The 18,349-nt window shown below is 40.2% G+C and carries 18 protein-coding genes; all 18 read left to right on the top strand.

Annotated elements, in window-relative coordinates:
* Positions 1-3 precede the first annotated feature (3 nt).
* The 18 genes from BMX84_RS01300 to BMX84_RS01385 all read left to right on the top strand — a co-directional run bounded on the left by BMX84_RS01300 (position 4) and on the right by BMX84_RS01385 (position 18,327).
* Positions 4-1,323 carry a nucleotide sugar dehydrogenase gene (locus BMX84_RS01300; RefSeq protein WP_091486311.1) on the top strand — a complete coding sequence of 440 codons (1,320 nt, stop codon included), beginning with the start codon at positions 4-6 and terminating at the stop codon, positions 1,321-1,323.
* A gap of 17 nt (positions 1,324-1,340) precedes the next feature.
* Positions 1,341-2,315 carry an SDR family oxidoreductase gene (locus tag BMX84_RS01305; protein WP_091486314.1) on the top strand — a complete coding sequence of 325 codons (975 nt, stop codon included), beginning with the start codon at positions 1,341-1,343 and terminating at the stop codon, positions 2,313-2,315.
* Positions 2,315-3,442 carry a glycosyltransferase family 1 protein gene (locus BMX84_RS01310; RefSeq protein WP_091486317.1) on the top strand — a complete coding sequence of 376 codons (1,128 nt, stop codon included), beginning with the start codon at positions 2,315-2,317 and terminating at the stop codon, positions 3,440-3,442. Before BMX84_RS01305 ends, BMX84_RS01310 begins: the two co-directional genes overlap by 1 nt.
* 15 nt (positions 3,443-3,457) lie before the next feature.
* Entirely contained in the window at positions 3,458-4,591 is a 1,134-nt protein-coding gene (locus BMX84_RS01315; protein ID WP_091486320.1) for a CDP-glycerol glycerophosphotransferase family protein, read from the top strand.
* A gap of 31 nt (positions 4,592-4,622) precedes the next feature.
* Positions 4,623-5,675, top strand: a complete 1,053-nt coding sequence (locus BMX84_RS01320; protein ID WP_091486323.1) for a glycosyltransferase family 2 protein — start codon at positions 4,623-4,625, stop codon at positions 5,673-5,675.
* A gap of 39 nt (positions 5,676-5,714) precedes the next feature.
* Positions 5,715-6,140 (top strand): FAD synthase family protein, encoded by a 426-nt coding sequence (locus BMX84_RS01325; RefSeq protein WP_091486326.1) that lies wholly within the window; start codon positions 5,715-5,717, stop codon positions 6,138-6,140.
* 31 nt (positions 6,141-6,171) lie between these two features.
* Complete coding sequence (locus BMX84_RS01330; RefSeq protein WP_091486329.1) at positions 6,172-7,320, top strand: EpsG family protein; 1,149 nt, start codon at positions 6,172-6,174, stop codon at positions 7,318-7,320.
* Positions 7,321-7,334: 14 nt separating this feature from the next.
* On the top strand, positions 7,335-8,756 hold the full coding sequence (locus tag BMX84_RS01335; RefSeq protein WP_091486331.1) for an oligosaccharide flippase family protein: 1,422 nt from the start codon (positions 7,335-7,337) through the stop codon (positions 8,754-8,756).
* Positions 8,757-8,923: 167 nt separating this feature from the next.
* Complete coding sequence (rfbA, locus tag BMX84_RS01340) at positions 8,924-9,793, top strand: glucose-1-phosphate thymidylyltransferase RfbA (protein ID WP_091486334.1); 870 nt, start codon at positions 8,924-8,926, stop codon at positions 9,791-9,793.
* Between the two features lie 11 nt (positions 9,794-9,804).
* Positions 9,805-10,374 (top strand): dTDP-4-dehydrorhamnose 3,5-epimerase, encoded by a 570-nt coding sequence (gene rfbC / locus BMX84_RS01345; protein ID WP_091486336.1) that lies wholly within the window; start codon positions 9,805-9,807, stop codon positions 10,372-10,374.
* Positions 10,374-11,354: a dTDP-glucose 4,6-dehydratase gene (gene rfbB / locus BMX84_RS01350; protein WP_091486339.1), complete on the top strand. Its 981-nt coding sequence runs from the start codon at positions 10,374-10,376 to the stop codon at positions 11,352-11,354. The genes rfbC and rfbB overlap by 1 nt, the downstream gene beginning before the upstream one ends.
* A 65-nt stretch (positions 11,355-11,419) precedes the next feature.
* Entirely contained in the window at positions 11,420-12,262 is an 843-nt protein-coding gene (gene rfbD / locus BMX84_RS01355) for a dTDP-4-dehydrorhamnose reductase (protein WP_091486341.1), read from the top strand.
* An 84-nt stretch (positions 12,263-12,346) separates the two neighbouring features.
* Positions 12,347-13,321, top strand: a complete 975-nt coding sequence (locus BMX84_RS01360; protein WP_091486344.1) for an LCP family glycopolymer transferase — start codon at positions 12,347-12,349, stop codon at positions 13,319-13,321.
* A 180-nt stretch (positions 13,322-13,501) separates the two neighbouring features.
* Positions 13,502-14,482, top strand: coding sequence for an LCP family glycopolymer transferase (locus BMX84_RS01365; RefSeq protein ID WP_091486346.1), 981 nt, complete (start codon positions 13,502-13,504; stop codon positions 14,480-14,482).
* Between the two features lie 108 nt (positions 14,483-14,590).
* Positions 14,591-15,760: a nucleotide sugar dehydrogenase gene (locus BMX84_RS01370; RefSeq protein WP_091486349.1), complete on the top strand. Its 1,170-nt coding sequence runs from the start codon at positions 14,591-14,593 to the stop codon at positions 15,758-15,760.
* Between the two features lie 309 nt (positions 15,761-16,069).
* Positions 16,070-16,813, top strand: coding sequence for a YveK family protein (locus BMX84_RS01375; RefSeq protein WP_091486351.1), 744 nt, complete (start codon positions 16,070-16,072; stop codon positions 16,811-16,813).
* A 14-nt stretch (positions 16,814-16,827) separates the two neighbouring features.
* The gene (locus tag BMX84_RS01380; RefSeq protein ID WP_091486354.1) at positions 16,828-17,529 is read left to right on the top strand and encodes a CpsD/CapB family tyrosine-protein kinase; all 702 of its coding nucleotides are present in this window, start codon (positions 16,828-16,830) and stop codon (positions 17,527-17,529) included.
* 27 nt (positions 17,530-17,556) lie between these two features.
* Entirely contained in the window at positions 17,557-18,327 is a 771-nt protein-coding gene (locus BMX84_RS01385; RefSeq protein WP_091486357.1) for a tyrosine-protein phosphatase, read from the top strand.
* The last annotated feature ends 22 nt before the right edge of the window (positions 18,328-18,349 follow it).

The raw sequence follows: 18,349 nt of genomic DNA on the forward strand, positions 1-18,349 counted from the left end.
AAAATGACTCTTTACGATGAAATAGTGAATAAAGAAGCAAAAATATCTTTAATTGGATTGGGTTATGTCGGTATGCCGATTGCCGTGGCATTTGGAAAAAAAGCAGAAGTTCTTGGATTTGATATCAGTAAGGAAAAAGTAGCCCTTTATAAAAAAGGGATCGATCCGACGAAAGAAGTTGGAGACGACGTCATTTCAAAAACAACAGTCGACTTCACTTCGGATGCTGAACGCTTGAAAGAAGCAAAATTTCATATCGTAGCGGTACCTACTCCCGTCAATGACGATCATACGCCAAATCTTAAACCGGTTGAATCGGCAAGTCACACTCTCGGTAAGCAACTGACTAAAGGATCGATCGTCGTTTATGAATCAACGGTTTATCCTGGTGTAACAGAGGATATCTGTATCCCGATCCTAGAAGAAGAATCTGGTCTCAAAGCCGGAGTAGATTTCAAAGTCGGTTTTTCACCTGAGCGGATCAACCCAGGCGACAAGGTGCACCGCTTAGAAACGATCGTTAAAGTCGTGTCTGGTCAAGATGATGAGTCATTGGATATTATTTCTAAAGTATACGAACTCGTCGTTGAAGCAGGAGTCTATAAAGCAGAATCCATTAAAGTAGCTGAAGCTGCTAAAGTTATCGAAAACTCTCAGCGGGATATCAATATTGCTTTTATGAATGAGTTATCCATTATTTTCAATAAGCTAGATATTGATACAAAAGCAGTACTTAAAGCAGCTGGAACAAAGTGGAACTTCCTCAACTTCTCTCCGGGCCTGGTAGGCGGCCACTGTATCGGGGTCGATCCATATTACCTGACTTATAAAGCGGAACAAGTCGGCTATCATTCACGTATCATTCTAGCCGGCAGACAGATCAATGATGAAATGGGTCATTATGTTGTCGAAAATCTAGTGAAGAAATTAATTAAAGCAAATGTCCCAGTCAAGACAGCACGAGTGGGTATTCTAGGCTTTACCTTCAAAGAAAATACACCAGACACACGAAATACGCGAGTCATCGATATTGTTGAAGAACTGAAGGAATATGGGGTGCAGCCTTTGATTGTCGACCCTGTTGCAGATGAGAATGAATTAAAAGAAGAATATGGTTTGAAACTGAATACGATGGAAGATTTAAAAGATATGGATGCCTTGATTGTAGCTGTGGGGCATGATGAGTTTTTGAACCTATCGTTTGAACAGCTGGAATCATTTTATAAAGATGTACCTAACGAACAGCGAGTATTGGTCGATGTGAAAAGTATTTTGGATAAGAAGAAATATCTGGCGTCTGGCTATAATTACTGGAGATTATAAAAGAAGGAGTTTCATTCATGGGATATAGTGAGGTTCAATTTGAAAAAGACAGTGTATTTTTAGTGACAGGTGGGGCAGGTTTCATAGGGTCTAACCTTATTGAAGTTTTGCTCGATAGTGGGTATTCAGTGAAGTGTCTGGATGATCTATCAAATGGACATAAAGAAAACATCGATCCTTTTATGGAGAACGAACGTTTCAGATTTATTAAAGGAGACATTGCGGACTTTGAGACATGTTTGAATGCAGCAAAAGGCGTGGATTATATACTGCACCAGGCGGCATGGGGCAGTGTGCCGAGGAGTATCGAAATGCCGCAGTATTATGAAAAGGTAAATGTACAGGGAACGATCAACATGATGGAAGCGGCTGTCAGAAATAATGTGAAAAAATTTGTGTATGCATCCAGCTCTTCTGTTTACGGTGACGAACCGACTCTCCCTAAAAAAGAAGGGAGAGAGGGACAGGTTCTTTCACCTTATGCACTGACTAAAAAAGTGGATGAAGAGTATGCACGTCTTTACCATTCACTCTATGGTCTTGACACGTACGGTTTGAGATATTTCAATGTTTTTGGACGACGTCAGGATCCTGATGGTGCCTATGCAGCGGTTATCCCGAAATTCCTGAAACAGCTGATCAATGATGAACAACCGACGATCAATGGTGACGGCAAACAGAGCCGGGATTTCACTTATATCGAGAATGTTATCGAGGCTAATCTGAAAGCTTGTCAAGCACCGAGTTCTGCTGCCGGTGAAGCCTTTAATATTGCCTTTGGCGGTAGAGAATATCTGATCGATATCTATCATCATTTAACAGACGCTTTAGGAAAATCGATCGAACCTAAATTTGGGCCAGAACGTGCCGGTGACATTAAGCACAGTAATGCAGATATCTCTAAAGCAAAAGAAATGCTGGGATACAGTCCCGACTGGAGCTTCGAAAAAGGAATTGAAGAAGCGATTGACTGGTACAAGGAGAACTTATAGTGGCGAAGAAGCCTGTTCGTATCTTACATGTACTTGGGTACTTTGATTTCGGCGGAACAGAATCACTGGTTATGAATATATTTCGTCACATTGATCGCAGCCAGGTGATTTTTGATTTTGTGGTACATTCTGAGCGAGAAGGGGCCTATGAAAAAGAAGCCAAAGAGCTAGGCGCAAAGATATATCGTGTTCCTCAGTATAAAGGTAAAAATCATTTATCATATAAGAAAGCCTGGCGATCATTTTTCAAGCTCCATCCTGAGTATGCAATCATTCATGGTCACGTGAGAAGCACTGCAAGTATATATCTAAACATAGCTGACTCTTATGGACTGAAAACTATTGCACACAGTCACAGTATTTCTTCTGGGTCTGGTGTTTCTGGGTTTATTAAAACTTTAATGCAGAAAAGAATCCGTAATAAGGCAGATCAGTTTTTAGCCTGTTCCAAGGAAGCAGGACAGTGGCTTTTCGGCGACGAGGTCGTAGAACAGCCTAATTTCCATGTGATGAACAATGCAATAGAAGGACAAAAATATATTTATAATGAAGAAATCAGAAACCAATTGAGAAATGAGCTGGCGGTGGATGATCATCTTGTTATAGGTCATCTAGGAAGGTTTCATGAATCAAAAAATCATATGAGATTGCTGGAACTCTTCAACTCTGTTCATGAACGGATTCCTCATGCAAAACTTATGCTGATAGGTGACGGAGAACTTTCTGAGCAGATAAAAGAGAAAACAGAAGAATTGAATCTCTCTGATCATGTATTATTTATGGGCTCCAGAAATGATGCCCATGAACTTTTGCAGGCAATGGACGTTTTCCTCTTCCCATCAAAATATGAAGGGCTGGGTATAGCAGTCGTTGAAGCACAGGCCAGTAGTTTGCCTTGTGTCGTATCCGATACCGTTCCCGATGAAGCTGTTTATACGAAACTGGTCACTTCAGTAAATCTCGATGAGCCGGATAGCGTTTGGGTAAAGCAGATTGAAAAGGCAGCGAATCTCGAAAGAAAGAGCCGAGTGACATTAGAGGATCTAAAAGAAGCTCATTATGATATCGCTGAGATTGCTTCCTGGTACAACAGATACGTCACTAATCTATTAACAAAAGAAAGTTAGGAGAATAGTATCGAAATGAAATATTTGTCAATCATGATTTTTCGAATGATCCTGAAAGTGTTTTATCTTTTCCCGATAAAGAACAATAAAGTCTTGTATATGTCATATGGTGGCAAAAAATTTAATTGTAACCCGAAATATATCTTTCAGTATATTCAAGATGAAACCAGTGAGCTGGAACATATCTGGGTGATTGAAGATGAGAAGAATGATGAGTTGAAAGATTATGATAATACATCACTGGTAGATAACAAAGGTCTGTCTTTCTATTACCATTTCCTGACATCTAAAGTGGTGATATCCAATGCCTCGATCCCGACCTACATTCCTCTCAGAAAAAAACAGAAGTATATAGAGACCTGGCACGGGGGGGGAGCGTATAAGAAAACAGGACTTTCTTATGACAAGAGCCCACTGCAGATTAAAAAACTGAAACTGATAGCGGATGAAATCGAGTTTTTCATTTCAAGCAGCCAAAAGGTGACGGATACGAAATCGGATAATCACCTGATCAGCAAAGACAAATTCTATAATATCGGTATGCCGAGAAATGATATTCTTTTAAAAGGATCGGAAGAAATCAAAAATAAAGTCAAAAAATTCTATGATCTGGATATGGATACAAACATCGTCTTATATGCACCGACATATAGAAGCAAAGAGGATGATGAGTCTTCATACGAACATCTGGATATGAAAAAATTAGTCAATGCTCTACAAACAAAATTCGGAGGGGAATGGGTCGTCTTCACGCGCATGCATTACTATCTGAATGAAAAAATGGAATATAATAACGCAGTAAATGTATCCGGATATGACGACATGCAGGAACTGATGCTGGCGACGGATGTACTGATAACGGATTACTCATCAGTCATGTGGGATTTTTCCTTGACGAAAAAACCTTGTTTCGTTTTCGCACCTGACATGGAGGAATATGAAAAAGACCGCTCATTCTTCACACCACCGAGCGAATGGCCATTTCCGATTGCTAAAACCAACGAGGAATTTGAATGGGAAATCATCGAGTTTGATCAAGTGCAGTACGAAGAAGCAGTAGATAGACATCATATTAACCAGGGAAGTTTTGAATCCGGACATGCCACACAGGATGTATGGATGAAAGTAAAAGAGTACACTGGAATTTAGCTGCTAATTATATATAAAAAGGAATAGTGATATGCCAAAAGTGAGTGTGATCGTCCCTGTTTATAACGGGGAACAGTATTTAACAGAAGCAGTCGGCTCAATTAGAAAACAGACAATGACAGACATTGAAATCATACTGGTTAATGATCAGTCGACAGATAACAGCGCTGAGATTTGTGACCAGTTAAAAAATGAAGATGACCGTATTAAGGTTATACATCTTGAGAAAAACTTAGGGATCTGTGGTGCTCGAAACAGAGGAATGAGTGAGGCAGAAGGTGAATATGTGGCTTTCTGTGACAATGATGATTTCTTTTTAACAACACTTATTGAAGATAATTATTCGATTGCAAAAAAAACAGAGGCTGATATGGTGAAATTCGGAAGAAAACTCATTGATGTCGATTCAAACGATAAGGTATTAAGAGAAAAAGAAACGCCTTTAAAAAAAGCGTCCGGCTTTAACGAACAGACTAAAATGGATCATTATTTCTATATGAAGTCTAAAGGTCTGTTGATGAACGTATGGAACGGGATCTATCGTTTAGCTTTAATCAAAGAGGGAAACATTTTCTTCAATGAATTTATGCGTTTTGGCAGTGAAGATGCTGATTTTTCATACCGTTATTTCTTAGCTGCAAAAAGAATAGCAGTAAACCCAAAAGCCTATTATATACACTATAGAAGAGATGCTTCGTCAACATCGAGAAAATTCAATGAAAACAAAATCGAGTCTATGATGCTGGCCTCAAAATCAGAGGCAGAGATCTTTGACAGAATGAAAAAAACACCTGAAGTCAAAGCAAGAATCATTATTGAAATAAACAAGCTGATCATGAACATGTATACACAGCAGCTGTTTCATCGGGATAATCCGATGACAGTTAAAGAAAAGGTCAGTTTCCTTAATACAGTTAAGAAGAACGAGCATTTGAACTACCATTTAGACAAAGTAACAAAAAAAGAGCTGGCAAAGATAAAACGCAAGCATTTACCTTTTTCACTGGCATTCAGTAATAACTGGATGATGTTAGCTTATGTTATCTTAAAAGGCCAGTTTATGCTTAATAATGAAAAGTGGTAGAAGGATCGTTTTCATATAGACAGAAAGGTCGTGAGACGTATGACGAAAATTGTAGGATATACGACAGGAGTATTTGATCTGTTTCATATCGGACATTTGAATGTGATAAAAAAAGCACATGAAAACTGTGATTATCTTATTGTTGGTGTCACAACGGATGAAGAAGTAGAACGTGTAAAAAAGAAAAAACCGATCATCCCTTATGAAGAACGTGCGGAAATCGTAAAAGCTATTCGGTATGTTGATGAAGTGGTCCCTGAGAATGATACAGACAAACTGAAAGCGGCCGAAGCCATTACCTTTAATCGTATATTTAAAGGTGACGACTGGAAAGGCACGCCTAAGTGGAATAGATACGAAGAAGAATTCAATAAAAAAAATATTGATGTCATGTATTTCCCTTACACAAAAGGAACATCATCGACACACTTGAGAAATGTACTGGACAATTTAATGAAGCAATAATGTCAGTTTTGTATGGAATGGAGGGGAAAGAATGACATTATTTCTATATTTAACAGTTGTTCTGACCAATGGCTATTACGCATTAAAGAAACGATCGAACCAGATCCTGGTCGTTCTGACATTGCTTTTTATTTTCTTTATAATGTCAGGGGCTGGGCCTTTCTATTCATTCCAGGCGGACTATGATAATTATTACAGAAACTACTACTCTGTGCTGGACCGGGGATTACTGCACGGCAATCAGGTTGGCTATGCGATACTAATAACCATTGGGAATTTTTTGGGTATCCCGTTCCCGCTGTTCAGACTGATCGTTATCGCAGCATGTATCGGCCTGCTTTATAAATATGTCATCAAACGGTATCAGGTCAACGTCAATTACATACTCGTTCTATACATGTTGTATGCAATTATTATTGATTCTGAACAATACAGAAACTGGATCGCACTCACTGTCTTGCTGAGTGGCCTGCATTTTCTTGAAACGTCACTATGGAAAGATAAACTGAAATTTTTCCTCGTCTGGCTGATCTCCATCAGTTTCCATTATTCTTTTGTGTTTTATGCACCACTTTTACTGGTAAATGGAAAACAGCATAACAAATGGATCAAACGTTTAGTCATTGCCGCACTGATGCTGAGTCTGATCATACTACTAAATGGGAATGAGATACCTTTTCAACAGTTGATTATCGATGCTGTAAATAATGAAGATATCGAAACGTATTTAACCACACGAACGAATTTTGGGTTTCTGATCCCCACTATCATGCACGGATCCAGTGTATTTTTAGCTTTCTGGTCCAGGAAGATCATCCATAATAAGTATTATGGGAGGGAACTGAATGCTTTGCCGAATGATCCGGAGTTTTTCGAAGAGCGAACGATTAGACGTGAATTGATTGTTTCAAACATCATATTCTGGATCAATGTCAGTATGCTTATGATTTTCCCATTATATCTAGTAAACGTTCAATTTTACCGACTGATGCGCAGTCTGCTCCTGATCACCTATGTTGTCTGTGCGAAAGCTTCTCAGCACATCATCAGACGCACGCCCAATATACTGTTTAATGCAATGGTTTTGGGATCTGTTTTTGTCTGGCTGTTTTTAGATTTGGTTCACCGTATCGCCCCGGGAAGGTTACTGATTCCTTTCTTTTTTGAAAACATCTTATAGATAGAAGGATAGTTATGAATAGTAAAGTTTTAAATTTTTTGAAGAATTTCTCTTATACCTTTTCTTCAAACCTCATCACGCTGTTGGTATCGACACTAGTCACCCTTATCGTACCCAAGTTGATCGGAGTGCAGGACTATGGTTACTGGCAGCTGTATATGTTTTATTCCACCTATGTAGGGTTCTTCCATTTTGGATGGAATGACGGTATTTACTTAAGATATGGTGGAGAAAATTATGAGTCTCTTGATAAACCGAAGTTTTTCTCACAGTTTATCCAATTAGGTGTTATGCAGCTGGTTTTCGCTGCAGTTGTCGCTTTATCTGCCGGTTTCTTTGTGGACGGTCCAGATCGTGTATTCATCTTACGTATGATCGCACTGGATATGGTGATCTTAAACGTCCGATATATGTTCTTATTTACCCTTCAGGCGACCAACCGGATCAAAAAGTATGCAGCGATCATGGTCACTGACCGTATCCTGTTTATAGCTACCGTACTCCTGTTACTATTATTCGGAAGCCGAGATTATCATTTAATGATTGCGGCTGATATTCTCTCAAAAGTAGTCTCATTAGTTTATGGTATGTATGTCTGTAAAGAATTCGTATTTCAGAGATTCTCTAATTTTTCACTGGATCTAAAAGAATCATGGAGTAACATCAATGTAGGGATCAAACTTATGCTGGCCAATCTGGCGAGTAAATTGATTATAGGTATCGTCCGGTTCGGGATCGAACGGGCATGGGATGTGGAAACATTTGGTCGTGTATCTTTGACATTAAGTATTTCGCATTTCATGATGGTCTTTATTACAGGTATCGGTGTCGTCGTATATCCGATCCTTCGGCGAACGAGCAGAGAAAAGCTCCCTAATATATATGAAATCATGAGGAACTTTCTGATGATCGTATCACTGTCCTTCCTGATTTTCTATTATCCGGCAAGAGTCATTCTGGCTGCTTGGCTGCCGGAATATGCCGAATCACTGTTATACATGGCTCTCTTGTTCCCTATGGTCATTTATGAAGGAAGAATAACATTGCTTATCAATACGTATTTGAAGACATTGCGTTACGAGAAAAAAATGCTGCACTTAAATGCTATAACCGTTGCAGTAAGTGCTGTGTTCACTATATTTACGACAGTTATCTGGCATAATTTAAACCTCGCTGTTTTGACCATTTTATTAGGCCAGATGGTAAGAGCTATCATTGCGGAAGTCTTCCTGTCCAGTAAACTGAATATCAGCTTGACTAAGGATTTTATCCTGGAAATCGCACTCACTATGATTTTCATCCTGTCGGGATGGTATATTGATTCCTGGTGGACAGTAGCGATTTATGGAGTAAGTTACCTTGTTTATCTGTTATTCAAAAAATCAGATGTCAAGAGAACGTACGTTGGAATGAAAGAATTAATGACAGCAAAATAAGAGTGAAGAGTAGTGGGCAGTTGGCTTTCTGCTCTTTTCTTTTAAGAGCTTTGTTTCTATTATCATGAAAGTCTTTACAAGAAAATAAGTTGTCAAAGTACTTTCAGTATATTAAAATTAGACCTAATGGAATAAATAAACGTGACACACAGAAAGGATATAACTCTATGAAAGGTATCATTCTTGCAGGGGGCAGCGGCACACGTCTGTACCCCTTAACGAAAGCTGTATCCAAACAGCTCATGCCGATATATGATAAACCCATGATCTATTATCCCTTATCGGTCTTAATGCTGGCAGGAATAAAGGAAGTATTGATTATTTCAACACCAGAGGATACTCCTCGCTTTGAAGAACTTCTAGGGGATGGCTCTGATTTAGGACTCTCTTTAGAATATGCTGTTCAGGAGAAACCGGAAGGCTTGGCTCAGGCGTTCATTATTGGAGAAGACTTTATTCAGGATGAGCCTGTCTGCTTAGTTTTAGGAGACAATATCTATTACGGTGGCGGGTTATCTAAGATGCTGCAGCGTGCGGCGGCAAAAGAAAAAGGGGCCACGGTATTCGGTTATCATGTGTCTGATCCTGAACGCTTTGGGGTCGTTGAATTTGATGATAATAAACAGGCGGTATCGATCGAAGAAAAACCTGAAAAACCTAAAAGTTCATATGCTGTCACAGGACTGTATTTCTATGATAATCAAGTTGTAGAAATAGCCAAGCAGATCAAACCATCTGAACGCGGTGAGCTGGAGATCACAGATATCAATCAGGCTTATCTAGATAAAGGAGAACTTGAAGTAGAACTTCTCGGCCGTGGCTTCGCCTGGCTGGATACAGGAACGCATGAATCCCTCCTTGAAGCCGGTCAGTTTATCGAAACGGTCGAGAAACGTCAGAACATGAAAATCGCTTGCCTGGAAGAAATCTCCTGGCGCATGGGGTATATCAGCTCAAAACAACTCAAAGAGCTGGCACAGCCATTAAAGAAAAATGAATATGGCCAGTACCTGCTGCGTCTAGTTGATGGGGAGTAAAGGAGAGACTTATGAAAGTAATTGAAACAACGCTAAAAGATGCAAAAATCGTTGAAACAGATGTCCACGGTGATCATCGAGGCTTCTTTACAGAAAGTTATAATCAAAAACGTTTTATTGAACATGGTATAGAAAATTCTTTTATTCAGGACAACCATTCCCTGTCAGTTGAACCGGGAGTTTTGAGAGGCTTGCATTTTCAAGTGCCTCCTAAATCACAGACAAAACTGATTCGTGCAACGACAGGTGTCATTTATGATGTCATAGTGGATCTGAGAAAAGGCTCTCCGACATACGGACAGTGGGAAGGGTTCATTCTAAGTGAATATAATCATCGGCAGTTACTTGTTCCTAAAGGATTTGCTCACGGATTTGTGACACTGACGCCCAACTGTAATGTTCAGTACAAAGTGGATGAGTCTTATTCTGCCGAACATGACGGTGGAATCATGTTCAACGATCCATCACTGGGTATCGACTGGACGATCGACAGCCAAAAAGCAATCTTATCGGATAAAGACAAACAGCATCCGACATTAGACGAATGGGATAATCCGTTTGTATGGGAGGATAAAACATAATGAATATACTTGTAACTGGGGGAGCCGGGTTCATCGGAAGTAACTTTGTTCACTACATTTTAGATAATGAAAAAGAAGCGAATGTAGTGAACTTGGATCTTCTTACTTATGCCGGGAATGTCCATAATCTAGATGATATCGAACAGAATGACCGGTATCATTTAGTTAAGGGAAACATCACGAATACTGAATTAGTCAGTCACTTGATCAAAGAACATAGAATTACACACATCGTTAATTTCGCTGCTGAATCACATGTAGATAGAAGTATTCTGAATCCTGATGTGTTTATCGAAACCAATGTTAAAGGGACCCTCAATCTTTTAAACTGTGCCAAACAGTTCGGTATTAAAAAATTTGTCCAGGTCTCAACAGATGAAGTATACGGAAGCCTGGGACCAGAAGGGTATTTCACTGAAGAAACTCCTTTAGCGCCGAACAGCCCTTATTCAGCAAGTAAGGCCAGTGCGGATATGCTTGTTCGTTCTTATAATGAAACATATGGAATGAACGTCAATATCACCCGTTGTTCAAATAATTATGGCCCGTATCATTTTCCTGAAAAACTTATTCCTTTGATGATCACCAATGCAATGGATGGAAAGCAGCTGCCAATCTATGGTGATGGAGAGAACATCAGAGACTGGCTGCATGTCAAAGATCACTGCCAGGCGATCCATCTGGTGATGAAAAACGGAAAAAGCGGTGAGGTATTTAATGTGGGCGGACATAACGAACGCACCAATAATGATATCGTTAATCTGATCGTAGATAAGCTCGCAGTATCAAAAAATCTTATTACATACGTGGATGACCGTCTAGGCCATGACAAACGCTATGCTATCGATCCAACGAAGCTGGAGAATGAATTGGGATGGAAGCCGGAATACACATTTGACACAGGCATCGAAGAAACAATCGACTGGTATCAGAAAAACGAAGACTGGTGGCGTCCACTGAAAGAAAGAGCACAATTGTAGAATCAAAAAAGAGTCAGCATAATGCGGCTCTTTTTTTACAGCTTAAAAGAAAGAAGGAGTAGAATATGAAAGCATTGATCACTGGAGCAACGGGGCAGTTAGGTCAAGAACTACAAAAATATCTTACTGAAATAAAAGTGCCATATACAGCATACGGTGCGTCTGAAATGGATATCCTGGATAAAGATAAAGTTGAAAAAGTAATAAGCAAAGATAAACCCACTGTCGTATTTCATTGCGCAGCCTATACAGCAGTGGATAAAGCTGAAGAAGAAACAGAATTAAACTGGGTAGTGAACGTAGAAGGAACGCGTCATGTGGCAGAGACATGTAAAAACAAGGACATACCTTTCGTTTATATCAGTACAGACTATGTCTTTGATGGGAAATCGGAGGAAATGTATAAAGTAGATGATCAGCCAAACCCGATCAACGAATACGGCAAGGCAAAACTGGCTGGAGAGAAAGTCGTCCAGGAAACATTGAAAAAGTATTATATCATCCGCACATCATGGGTGTTTGGAGAATTCGGGTCCAATTTTGTTTACACGATGAAAAAGCTGGCTAAAGACAGAGACGAGCTGACAATCATCAGTGATCAGATCGGCCGACCAACCTGGACACGTACATTAAGTGAGTTTATGATCCATCTCGTAGAAACAGAACAGGAATACGGGACGTACCACTTATCAAATGAAGGAACGTGTTCGTGGTATGAGTTTGCGAAAGGAATTCTAAAGGATGAAGCTGTAGCAGTTAAACCGATCGAGTCAAAAGATTACCCCCAAAAGGCTGAACGGCCTATGCATTCTGTACTTGATTTATCCAAATCCGTCAAAACTGGATATGATATCCCTCACTGGAAAAAAGCATTAAGCGATATTCTGGAAAAAGAAAATAATTTATAAAAAAGTCACAAAGTATAAGATTAAAGTTAATAAACTTCTGGTATAATGTATAAAGTATTTATAAACCGGAAAGTTGGAAATGTTATGACTAAGCAGACACGTTCTGAGAGAAACAAACCAAAAAAAAAGAAAACAGTCAGTAAGATCCTATTGAAAACCACTCTATTCTTCTTGTTGATCCTAGTAGCTGGCGGCGGATACGTTGGCTGGCAAGTATGGAGTGACCTGCAAAGCACGACGGATGATATGTATGAAGGGGCGGAAGACCGCGAAGAACACGCGTCTCGGCAAGATAAACCCGTTGATGTCAACAGTGGCGAAGATGCATTTACAGTGCTCTTAATGGGTATAGATAATGATGGTGACAATGTCGAGTATGGACGATCAGATACGATGATGCTGGTGACCGTGAATCCCAATACGGAAAAAACGAGTATTTTGAGTATTCCTAGAGACACGTACACAGAGATCGTTGGCAGAGGAACAAAAGACAAGATCAATCATGCGCATGCCTTCGGAAAAGCCAGTATGGCGATGGATTCGGTTCAAAACCTATTGGATGTCCCTGTGGATTATTATTTATCTGTGAATATGGAAAGCATGCAGCAGATGGTCGATGCTGTCGGTGGCATTACAGTCACACCCCCACTGTCATTCACTCAAGGCGAGTATCAGTTTACAGAGGGAGAACCAACGCATATGGATGGCGAAAAAGCCCTGGCTTATACCCGCATGCGTAAAAAAGACCCCAACGGTGATTATGGGCGTCAGCTGCGTCAGCGTCAGATCATAGAAGGAGCAATGAAAAGTGTCGCATCGGTCGATTCGATCGTGAATTACCGGGATATCCTTGGAACCATGGGCAATACGATGAAAACCAATATGAGTTTCAGTGAGATGCAGGATCTGTTCAGTAACTACCGCGGAGCGGCGAAAGAAATCGAACAAGATCAACTTTCTGGAAGCGGCACAATGATGAATGGTGTTTATTATGAAATTATACCAGATGAAGAGATCAGTCGTGTTCAGAATGATTTGAAAGCAGAACTGGAAATATAATTGTAGAGAAGTCCTTGATGTATTTAGGGGCTTTTTTAGTGTATAAGAATGAATCAACTGGAGAATCGTTCTTATATTTCTAAATTATGAAGAGGGTTTCGTGATATAATAGAGATTAATATGATCATAAACCAAAAAATATAAGGATTAATAAAGAACAGCTAAGAGAGTTGGGGCAAAATGGATGAGCAGTCAAACCGGACACATAATCACAGATCGAAAAAGAAAAAGTCAGTCACAAAAATCGTATTAAGTATCGTACTGGGCCTGCTCGTACTTATTACAGCCGTGGGCGGCTATGTCGTCTGGCGTGTGTATGATGATGTGAAAAGCACGACAGAAGTCATGTACGAACCGGTCGTAGAGCAGGAACCGCATGAGAGCCGGCTGAACAAACCTCTTGTGGTGGATGAAGGAGCGGACCCCTTCTCGGTTCTCATCATGGGGGTCGACACTGGCGACTTTAACCGGGAATACACGGGACGGTCGGATACCATGATGCTGGTGACGGTCAACCCGAACACCGAAAAAACGAGCATCGTCAGTATCCCCAGAGATACCTACACGGAGATCGTCGGACGGAATGAAAAAGACAAGATCAATCACGCCTATGCCTTTGGCGGGACCAGCATGGCAGTCAATACGGTCCAGAACCTCTTTGACATCCCGGTCGACTACTACATTTCTGTCAACATGGAAGGCATGCAGACCATTATCGATGCTATCGGTGGGATCACCATCATACCGCTTCTCACCTTCAGTCATTCAGGGAACTCATTTGTCGAAGGTGAGGAAACACAACTGTCGGGGGCCGAGGCTCTGTCCTATTCACGTATGCGTTACGAGGATCCGGAAGGGGACTACGGACGCCAGCACAGACAGCGGCAGGTCATTGAGGCCACGATGCAGAAAATAGCCACACTCGATTCTGTGCGCAATTACAGTTCCATCCTGGAATCGATGAGCAGTTCGATGAAGACCAACATGTCCTTCGACGATATGGTGGACATGTTCAACAAATACCGCGGTGCCGTAGATAATGTGGAGCAAATCCAGCTGTCAGGCAGCGGCACGATGATCGATGGCGTCTATTACGAAATCATCCCTGAAGAAGAAATCACACGGGTGCAAGAGTATCTGCAGAAAGAGCTAGAACTATAAAGCTGAAGGAGTGCTTCTACATGGAGCGCTCTTTTATTTTATATTGTGATAAATATTTCAACATGGTAAACTTGAAAAGATGAATGAACAAAGAGAGGAATGAAGTATATGAACATCACAGTTGTAGGCTTAGGCTATGTTGGCTTATCAAATGCCGTTTTGCTGGCACAGAACAACACAGTGAAAGCCATTGACGTCATACAAGAGAAAGTCGACTTGGTGAACGATAAAAAATCGCCGATCGTCGATAAAGAATTATCCGAGTACTTAGCGAACAAAGACCTGGACCTTGAAGCAACGACTGACAAAAAGGTAGCGTACGGAAACAATCCAAAATTTGTAGTGATTGCAGCTCCAACGAACTATGATCCAAAGACGAACTATTTCGATACATCCCTAGTTGAAACTGTCATTGAAGATGTCATGAATTATGCACCTGAAGCCGTCATGATTATCAAATCAACGGTGCCTGTTGGCTATACTGAAAGCATCCGTCAAAAGTATGAGACAGATAAGATTATTTTTTCACCTGAGTTTCTACGTGAAGGCAATGCCTTGTATGACAATCTGCACCCGAGCCGTATCATTATCGGTGGAACAACAGAAGAGGCCCAGACATTTGCGGACCTGTTGTTAGAAGGTGCAAAAGATAAAGATACACCGGTCCTGTTAATGGCATCAACAGAAGCAGAAGCTGTTAAACTGTTTGCCAATACGTACTTAGCTTTACGTGTGGCTTACTTCAACGAGCTGGATTCTTATGCAGAAGTACATGGCCTGGATACTCAATCGATCATCGATGGCGTTTCATTAGACCCACGTATCGGTGACCACTACAATAATCCCTCATTTGGTTATGGCGGCTATTGTCTTCCAAAAGATACCAAACAATTACTAGCAAACTATGATAAGGTACCTAATAATCTTATTCAGGCTATCGTAGATGCTAACCGTACACGTAAAGATTTCATTTCGGAACAGGTCATTGCCAAGAATCCTAAGAAAGTCGGGATTTACCGCTTGGTTATGAAATCCGGATCTGACAATTTCCGTCAGAGTGCAATCCAAGGAGTCATGAAACGCATCAAAGCAAAAGGGATTGAAGTGATAGTCTATGAACCTGTCCTTCAAGAAGATACTTTCTATAATTCAAGAGTGAATAATGATATAGAATCATTCAAGGAAGAAGTGGATATTATTATCGCTAACAGAATTACAGAGGATATCAAAGATGTTAAAGAAAAAGTTTATACAAGAGATTTATACAACAACAATTAGACATAAATACTATATCGTATCCAGCGTTTTAATGATTTGTCACATTTAAGGATGATCATAAAAATCTTCAAAGTTTCTTTAGGAAACTTTGAAGATAATTTTTTGCTAAAAAGTTTAAAAAATACCAATAATCTATGAAAGCAATTACAATTTTGTCTGAAATTTGTCTAGTGAGACTTATAAAATTTATAACTTTTTAAATTCACTTAAAACAATCTACCGGTCTATGGTACTATTGAAATTGTTATACAAAGTATAGATACATTTTGTGAAAAAATAATCAATGTTATTTAACATCAGGAGGATCTAATGGAAGAAGAAATCAGCTTAGTCGAGTTGTTCGACATTGTAAAGAAAAGAATGGCATGGATCGTGAATGCTACATTACTTGGCGTTCTATTAGCAGCGCTTTACACGTTTTTTATTGCAGTACCTGAATACAGTTCAACTACGCAGTTACTCGTAAACCGTACGCAACAGACCGAGGTCATTCAGCAGTCTGATATCAACACGAATGTACAATTAATTAATACATATAAAGATATCCTTAAAGGTCCAGTCATTCTGGATGAAGTAAGAGAAGATTTAGAGTTAGAGTTAACACACTCTGCCTTATCAAATAAAATATCCATTTCCAGCGAAAACAACTCTCAGGTATTTTCTATTCGAGTAACAGACACGAATCCTTATGATGCTGCAACGATCGCAAATACAACAGCGTCTGTTTTCCAGGATAACCTGGATGAGATCATGAATGTCGATAACGTAACAGTGATCTCTGAAGGAACACCAAACATTACACCTATCTCTCCCAATAATGTTTTGAATATAGCCATTGGTTTAGTACTAGGTGGAATGATTGGCGTTGGATTAGCATTCTTATTCGAATTTCTGGATAACACTGTTAAAGATGAGAAGTTTATCGTTGAAGAACTTGGATGGACAAGCTTGGGACGTATTTCAGAAATGACACCAGATGAATTGAGATCTGACGGCAGACAGGCATTACCGCAGCGATCAACAGAGTCTAGAAGCGCTCGTTCGCGTGTGTAGGAGGGGAGTTAATCATGTTATTTAAACGAAAAAAAGAAATGAATAATACAGAACGTCCTGGACTGGTCGTTGTAAACAAGCCCTCATCGGTCGTTTCTGAACAGTTCCGGACAATACGTACAAATATCCAGTTTTCGATGATTGATGAAACGATTAAAACAGTTGTCGTGACATCTGCAGGACCAAGTTCTGGCAAATCAACGATCGCAGCAAATCTAGCCGCAACCTTTGCCTCAGAAGATAAACGGGTTTTGCTGGTAGATGCTGACTTAAGAAAGCCTACGGTACATAAAACATTTAAAGTACGTAACACAGATGGGTTGACCACTCTGTTGACGGATAAATTGACACATGTAGAAGATGTTGTCTACCGTACGCACACTGATGGTTTATATATTTTAACGAGTGGTGCGATTCCACCTAATCCGGCTGAACTCTTATCTTCCAAACGGATGGAAGAAGTGAAGCAGCAGATGCTCGATTATTTTGATATGATCATCTTTGACATGCCGCCTGTCCTAGCGGTAACGGATGCTCAAGTCATGTCAACAAAAACAGATGGTGTCCTCTTTGTTATTCCTCAGGGGCAGGCAAGTAAAGAGGAAGTCCACAAAGCAAAAGACTTGCTTGAAAAAGTAAAAGCGAATGTCTTGGGGGCTGTACTCAACCGCGTAGATAAATCTGACGACAGCTATTATTACTATTACGGTGAATAAAATAGAAGTATGTGGGGAGTGCTAGCTATGTTTGATTTACATTGCCATATATTACCCGGTATCGATGATGGGGCGAAGACAACGGATGATTCCATCGCCATGGCTGAAGCTGCCGTAGAAGAAGGTATCACACACATCTTAGCCACGCCTCATCACATGAACCGCAGTTGGATGAACGACAAGCAGAAGGTGATGCCTTTAGTCAAAGAACTGCAGGCCGAACTTGACCGTCGTCACATCGACTTGACTATTTTTCCTGGTCAAGAAGTCAGGCTGTACGGTGAGATCTTAAAAGACATGGAAGATAATAAAATCCTTTTCGTGGATGAACAGAAACAATACGTGTTGATCGAGTTCCCGACTGAAACAGTTCCGACTTATGCAGAACGTCTTTTTTACGACCTGCAGAATCAGGGTAAGACACCGATCATCGTTCATCCTGAACGTAATCATGAACTTGTCGAACACCCTAATCGTTTGAAGAACTTGGTCGATAAGGGTGCTCTTGCACAGTTGACAGCAGCCAGCTACACAGGTGGATTCGGAAAGAAAATCGAAAAACTTTCCAAACAATTGATCGAAGCGAATCTAGTCCATTTTATTGCCTCGGATGCACATAACACGACAAACAGAACCTTTCATATGAAAGAAGCGTATGACCTGCTGGCAAAAGATTATGGACGCAGTAAACGCCATGAGTTTCACCAGGCGACGAAAGATTTACTCAATGGTGACCAAGTCATCCCAGCAGATACATCTAGCATCAAAAAATCATTTTTATCGAAGTGGTTCAACTAGTATAAATTAAACATAGGAGTGG

It is taken from the genome of Alkalibacterium putridalgicola, assembly GCF_900109825.1.
Lineage (GTDB): Bacteria > Bacillota > Bacilli > Lactobacillales > Carnobacteriaceae_A > Alkalibacterium > Alkalibacterium putridalgicola.

Coding starts and splice junctions, on each gene's coding strand:
- BMX84_RS01300 (WP_091486311.1), top strand. CDS start 4: ATGACTCTTTACGATGAAATAGTGAATAAAGAAGCAAAAATATCTTTA.
- BMX84_RS01305 (WP_091486314.1), top strand. CDS start 1,341: ATGGGATATAGTGAGGTTCAATTTGAAAAAGACAGTGTATTTTTAGTG.
- BMX84_RS01315 (WP_091486320.1), top strand. CDS start 3,458: ATGAAATATTTGTCAATCATGATTTTTCGAATGATCCTGAAAGTGTTT.
- BMX84_RS01320 (WP_091486323.1), top strand. CDS start 4,623: ATGCCAAAAGTGAGTGTGATCGTCCCTGTTTATAACGGGGAACAGTAT.
- BMX84_RS01325 (WP_091486326.1), top strand. CDS start 5,715: ATGACGAAAATTGTAGGATATACGACAGGAGTATTTGATCTGTTTCAT.
- BMX84_RS01330 (WP_091486329.1), top strand. CDS start 6,172: ATGACATTATTTCTATATTTAACAGTTGTTCTGACCAATGGCTATTAC.
- BMX84_RS01335 (WP_091486331.1), top strand. CDS start 7,335: ATGAATAGTAAAGTTTTAAATTTTTTGAAGAATTTCTCTTATACCTTT.
- rfbA (WP_091486334.1), top strand. CDS start 8,924: ATGAAAGGTATCATTCTTGCAGGGGGCAGCGGCACACGTCTGTACCCC.
- rfbC (WP_091486336.1), top strand. CDS start 9,805: ATGAAAGTAATTGAAACAACGCTAAAAGATGCAAAAATCGTTGAAACA.
- rfbB (WP_091486339.1), top strand. CDS start 10,374: ATGAATATACTTGTAACTGGGGGAGCCGGGTTCATCGGAAGTAACTTT.
- rfbD (WP_091486341.1), top strand. CDS start 11,420: ATGAAAGCATTGATCACTGGAGCAACGGGGCAGTTAGGTCAAGAACTA.
- BMX84_RS01360 (WP_091486344.1), top strand. CDS start 12,347: ATGACTAAGCAGACACGTTCTGAGAGAAACAAACCAAAAAAAAAGAAA.
- BMX84_RS01365 (WP_091486346.1), top strand. CDS start 13,502: ATGGATGAGCAGTCAAACCGGACACATAATCACAGATCGAAAAAGAAA.
- BMX84_RS01370 (WP_091486349.1), top strand. CDS start 14,591: ATGAACATCACAGTTGTAGGCTTAGGCTATGTTGGCTTATCAAATGCC.
- BMX84_RS01375 (WP_091486351.1), top strand. CDS start 16,070: ATGGAAGAAGAAATCAGCTTAGTCGAGTTGTTCGACATTGTAAAGAAA.
- BMX84_RS01380 (WP_091486354.1), top strand. CDS start 16,828: ATGTTATTTAAACGAAAAAAAGAAATGAATAATACAGAACGTCCTGGA.
- BMX84_RS01385 (WP_091486357.1), top strand. CDS start 17,557: ATGTTTGATTTACATTGCCATATATTACCCGGTATCGATGATGGGGCG.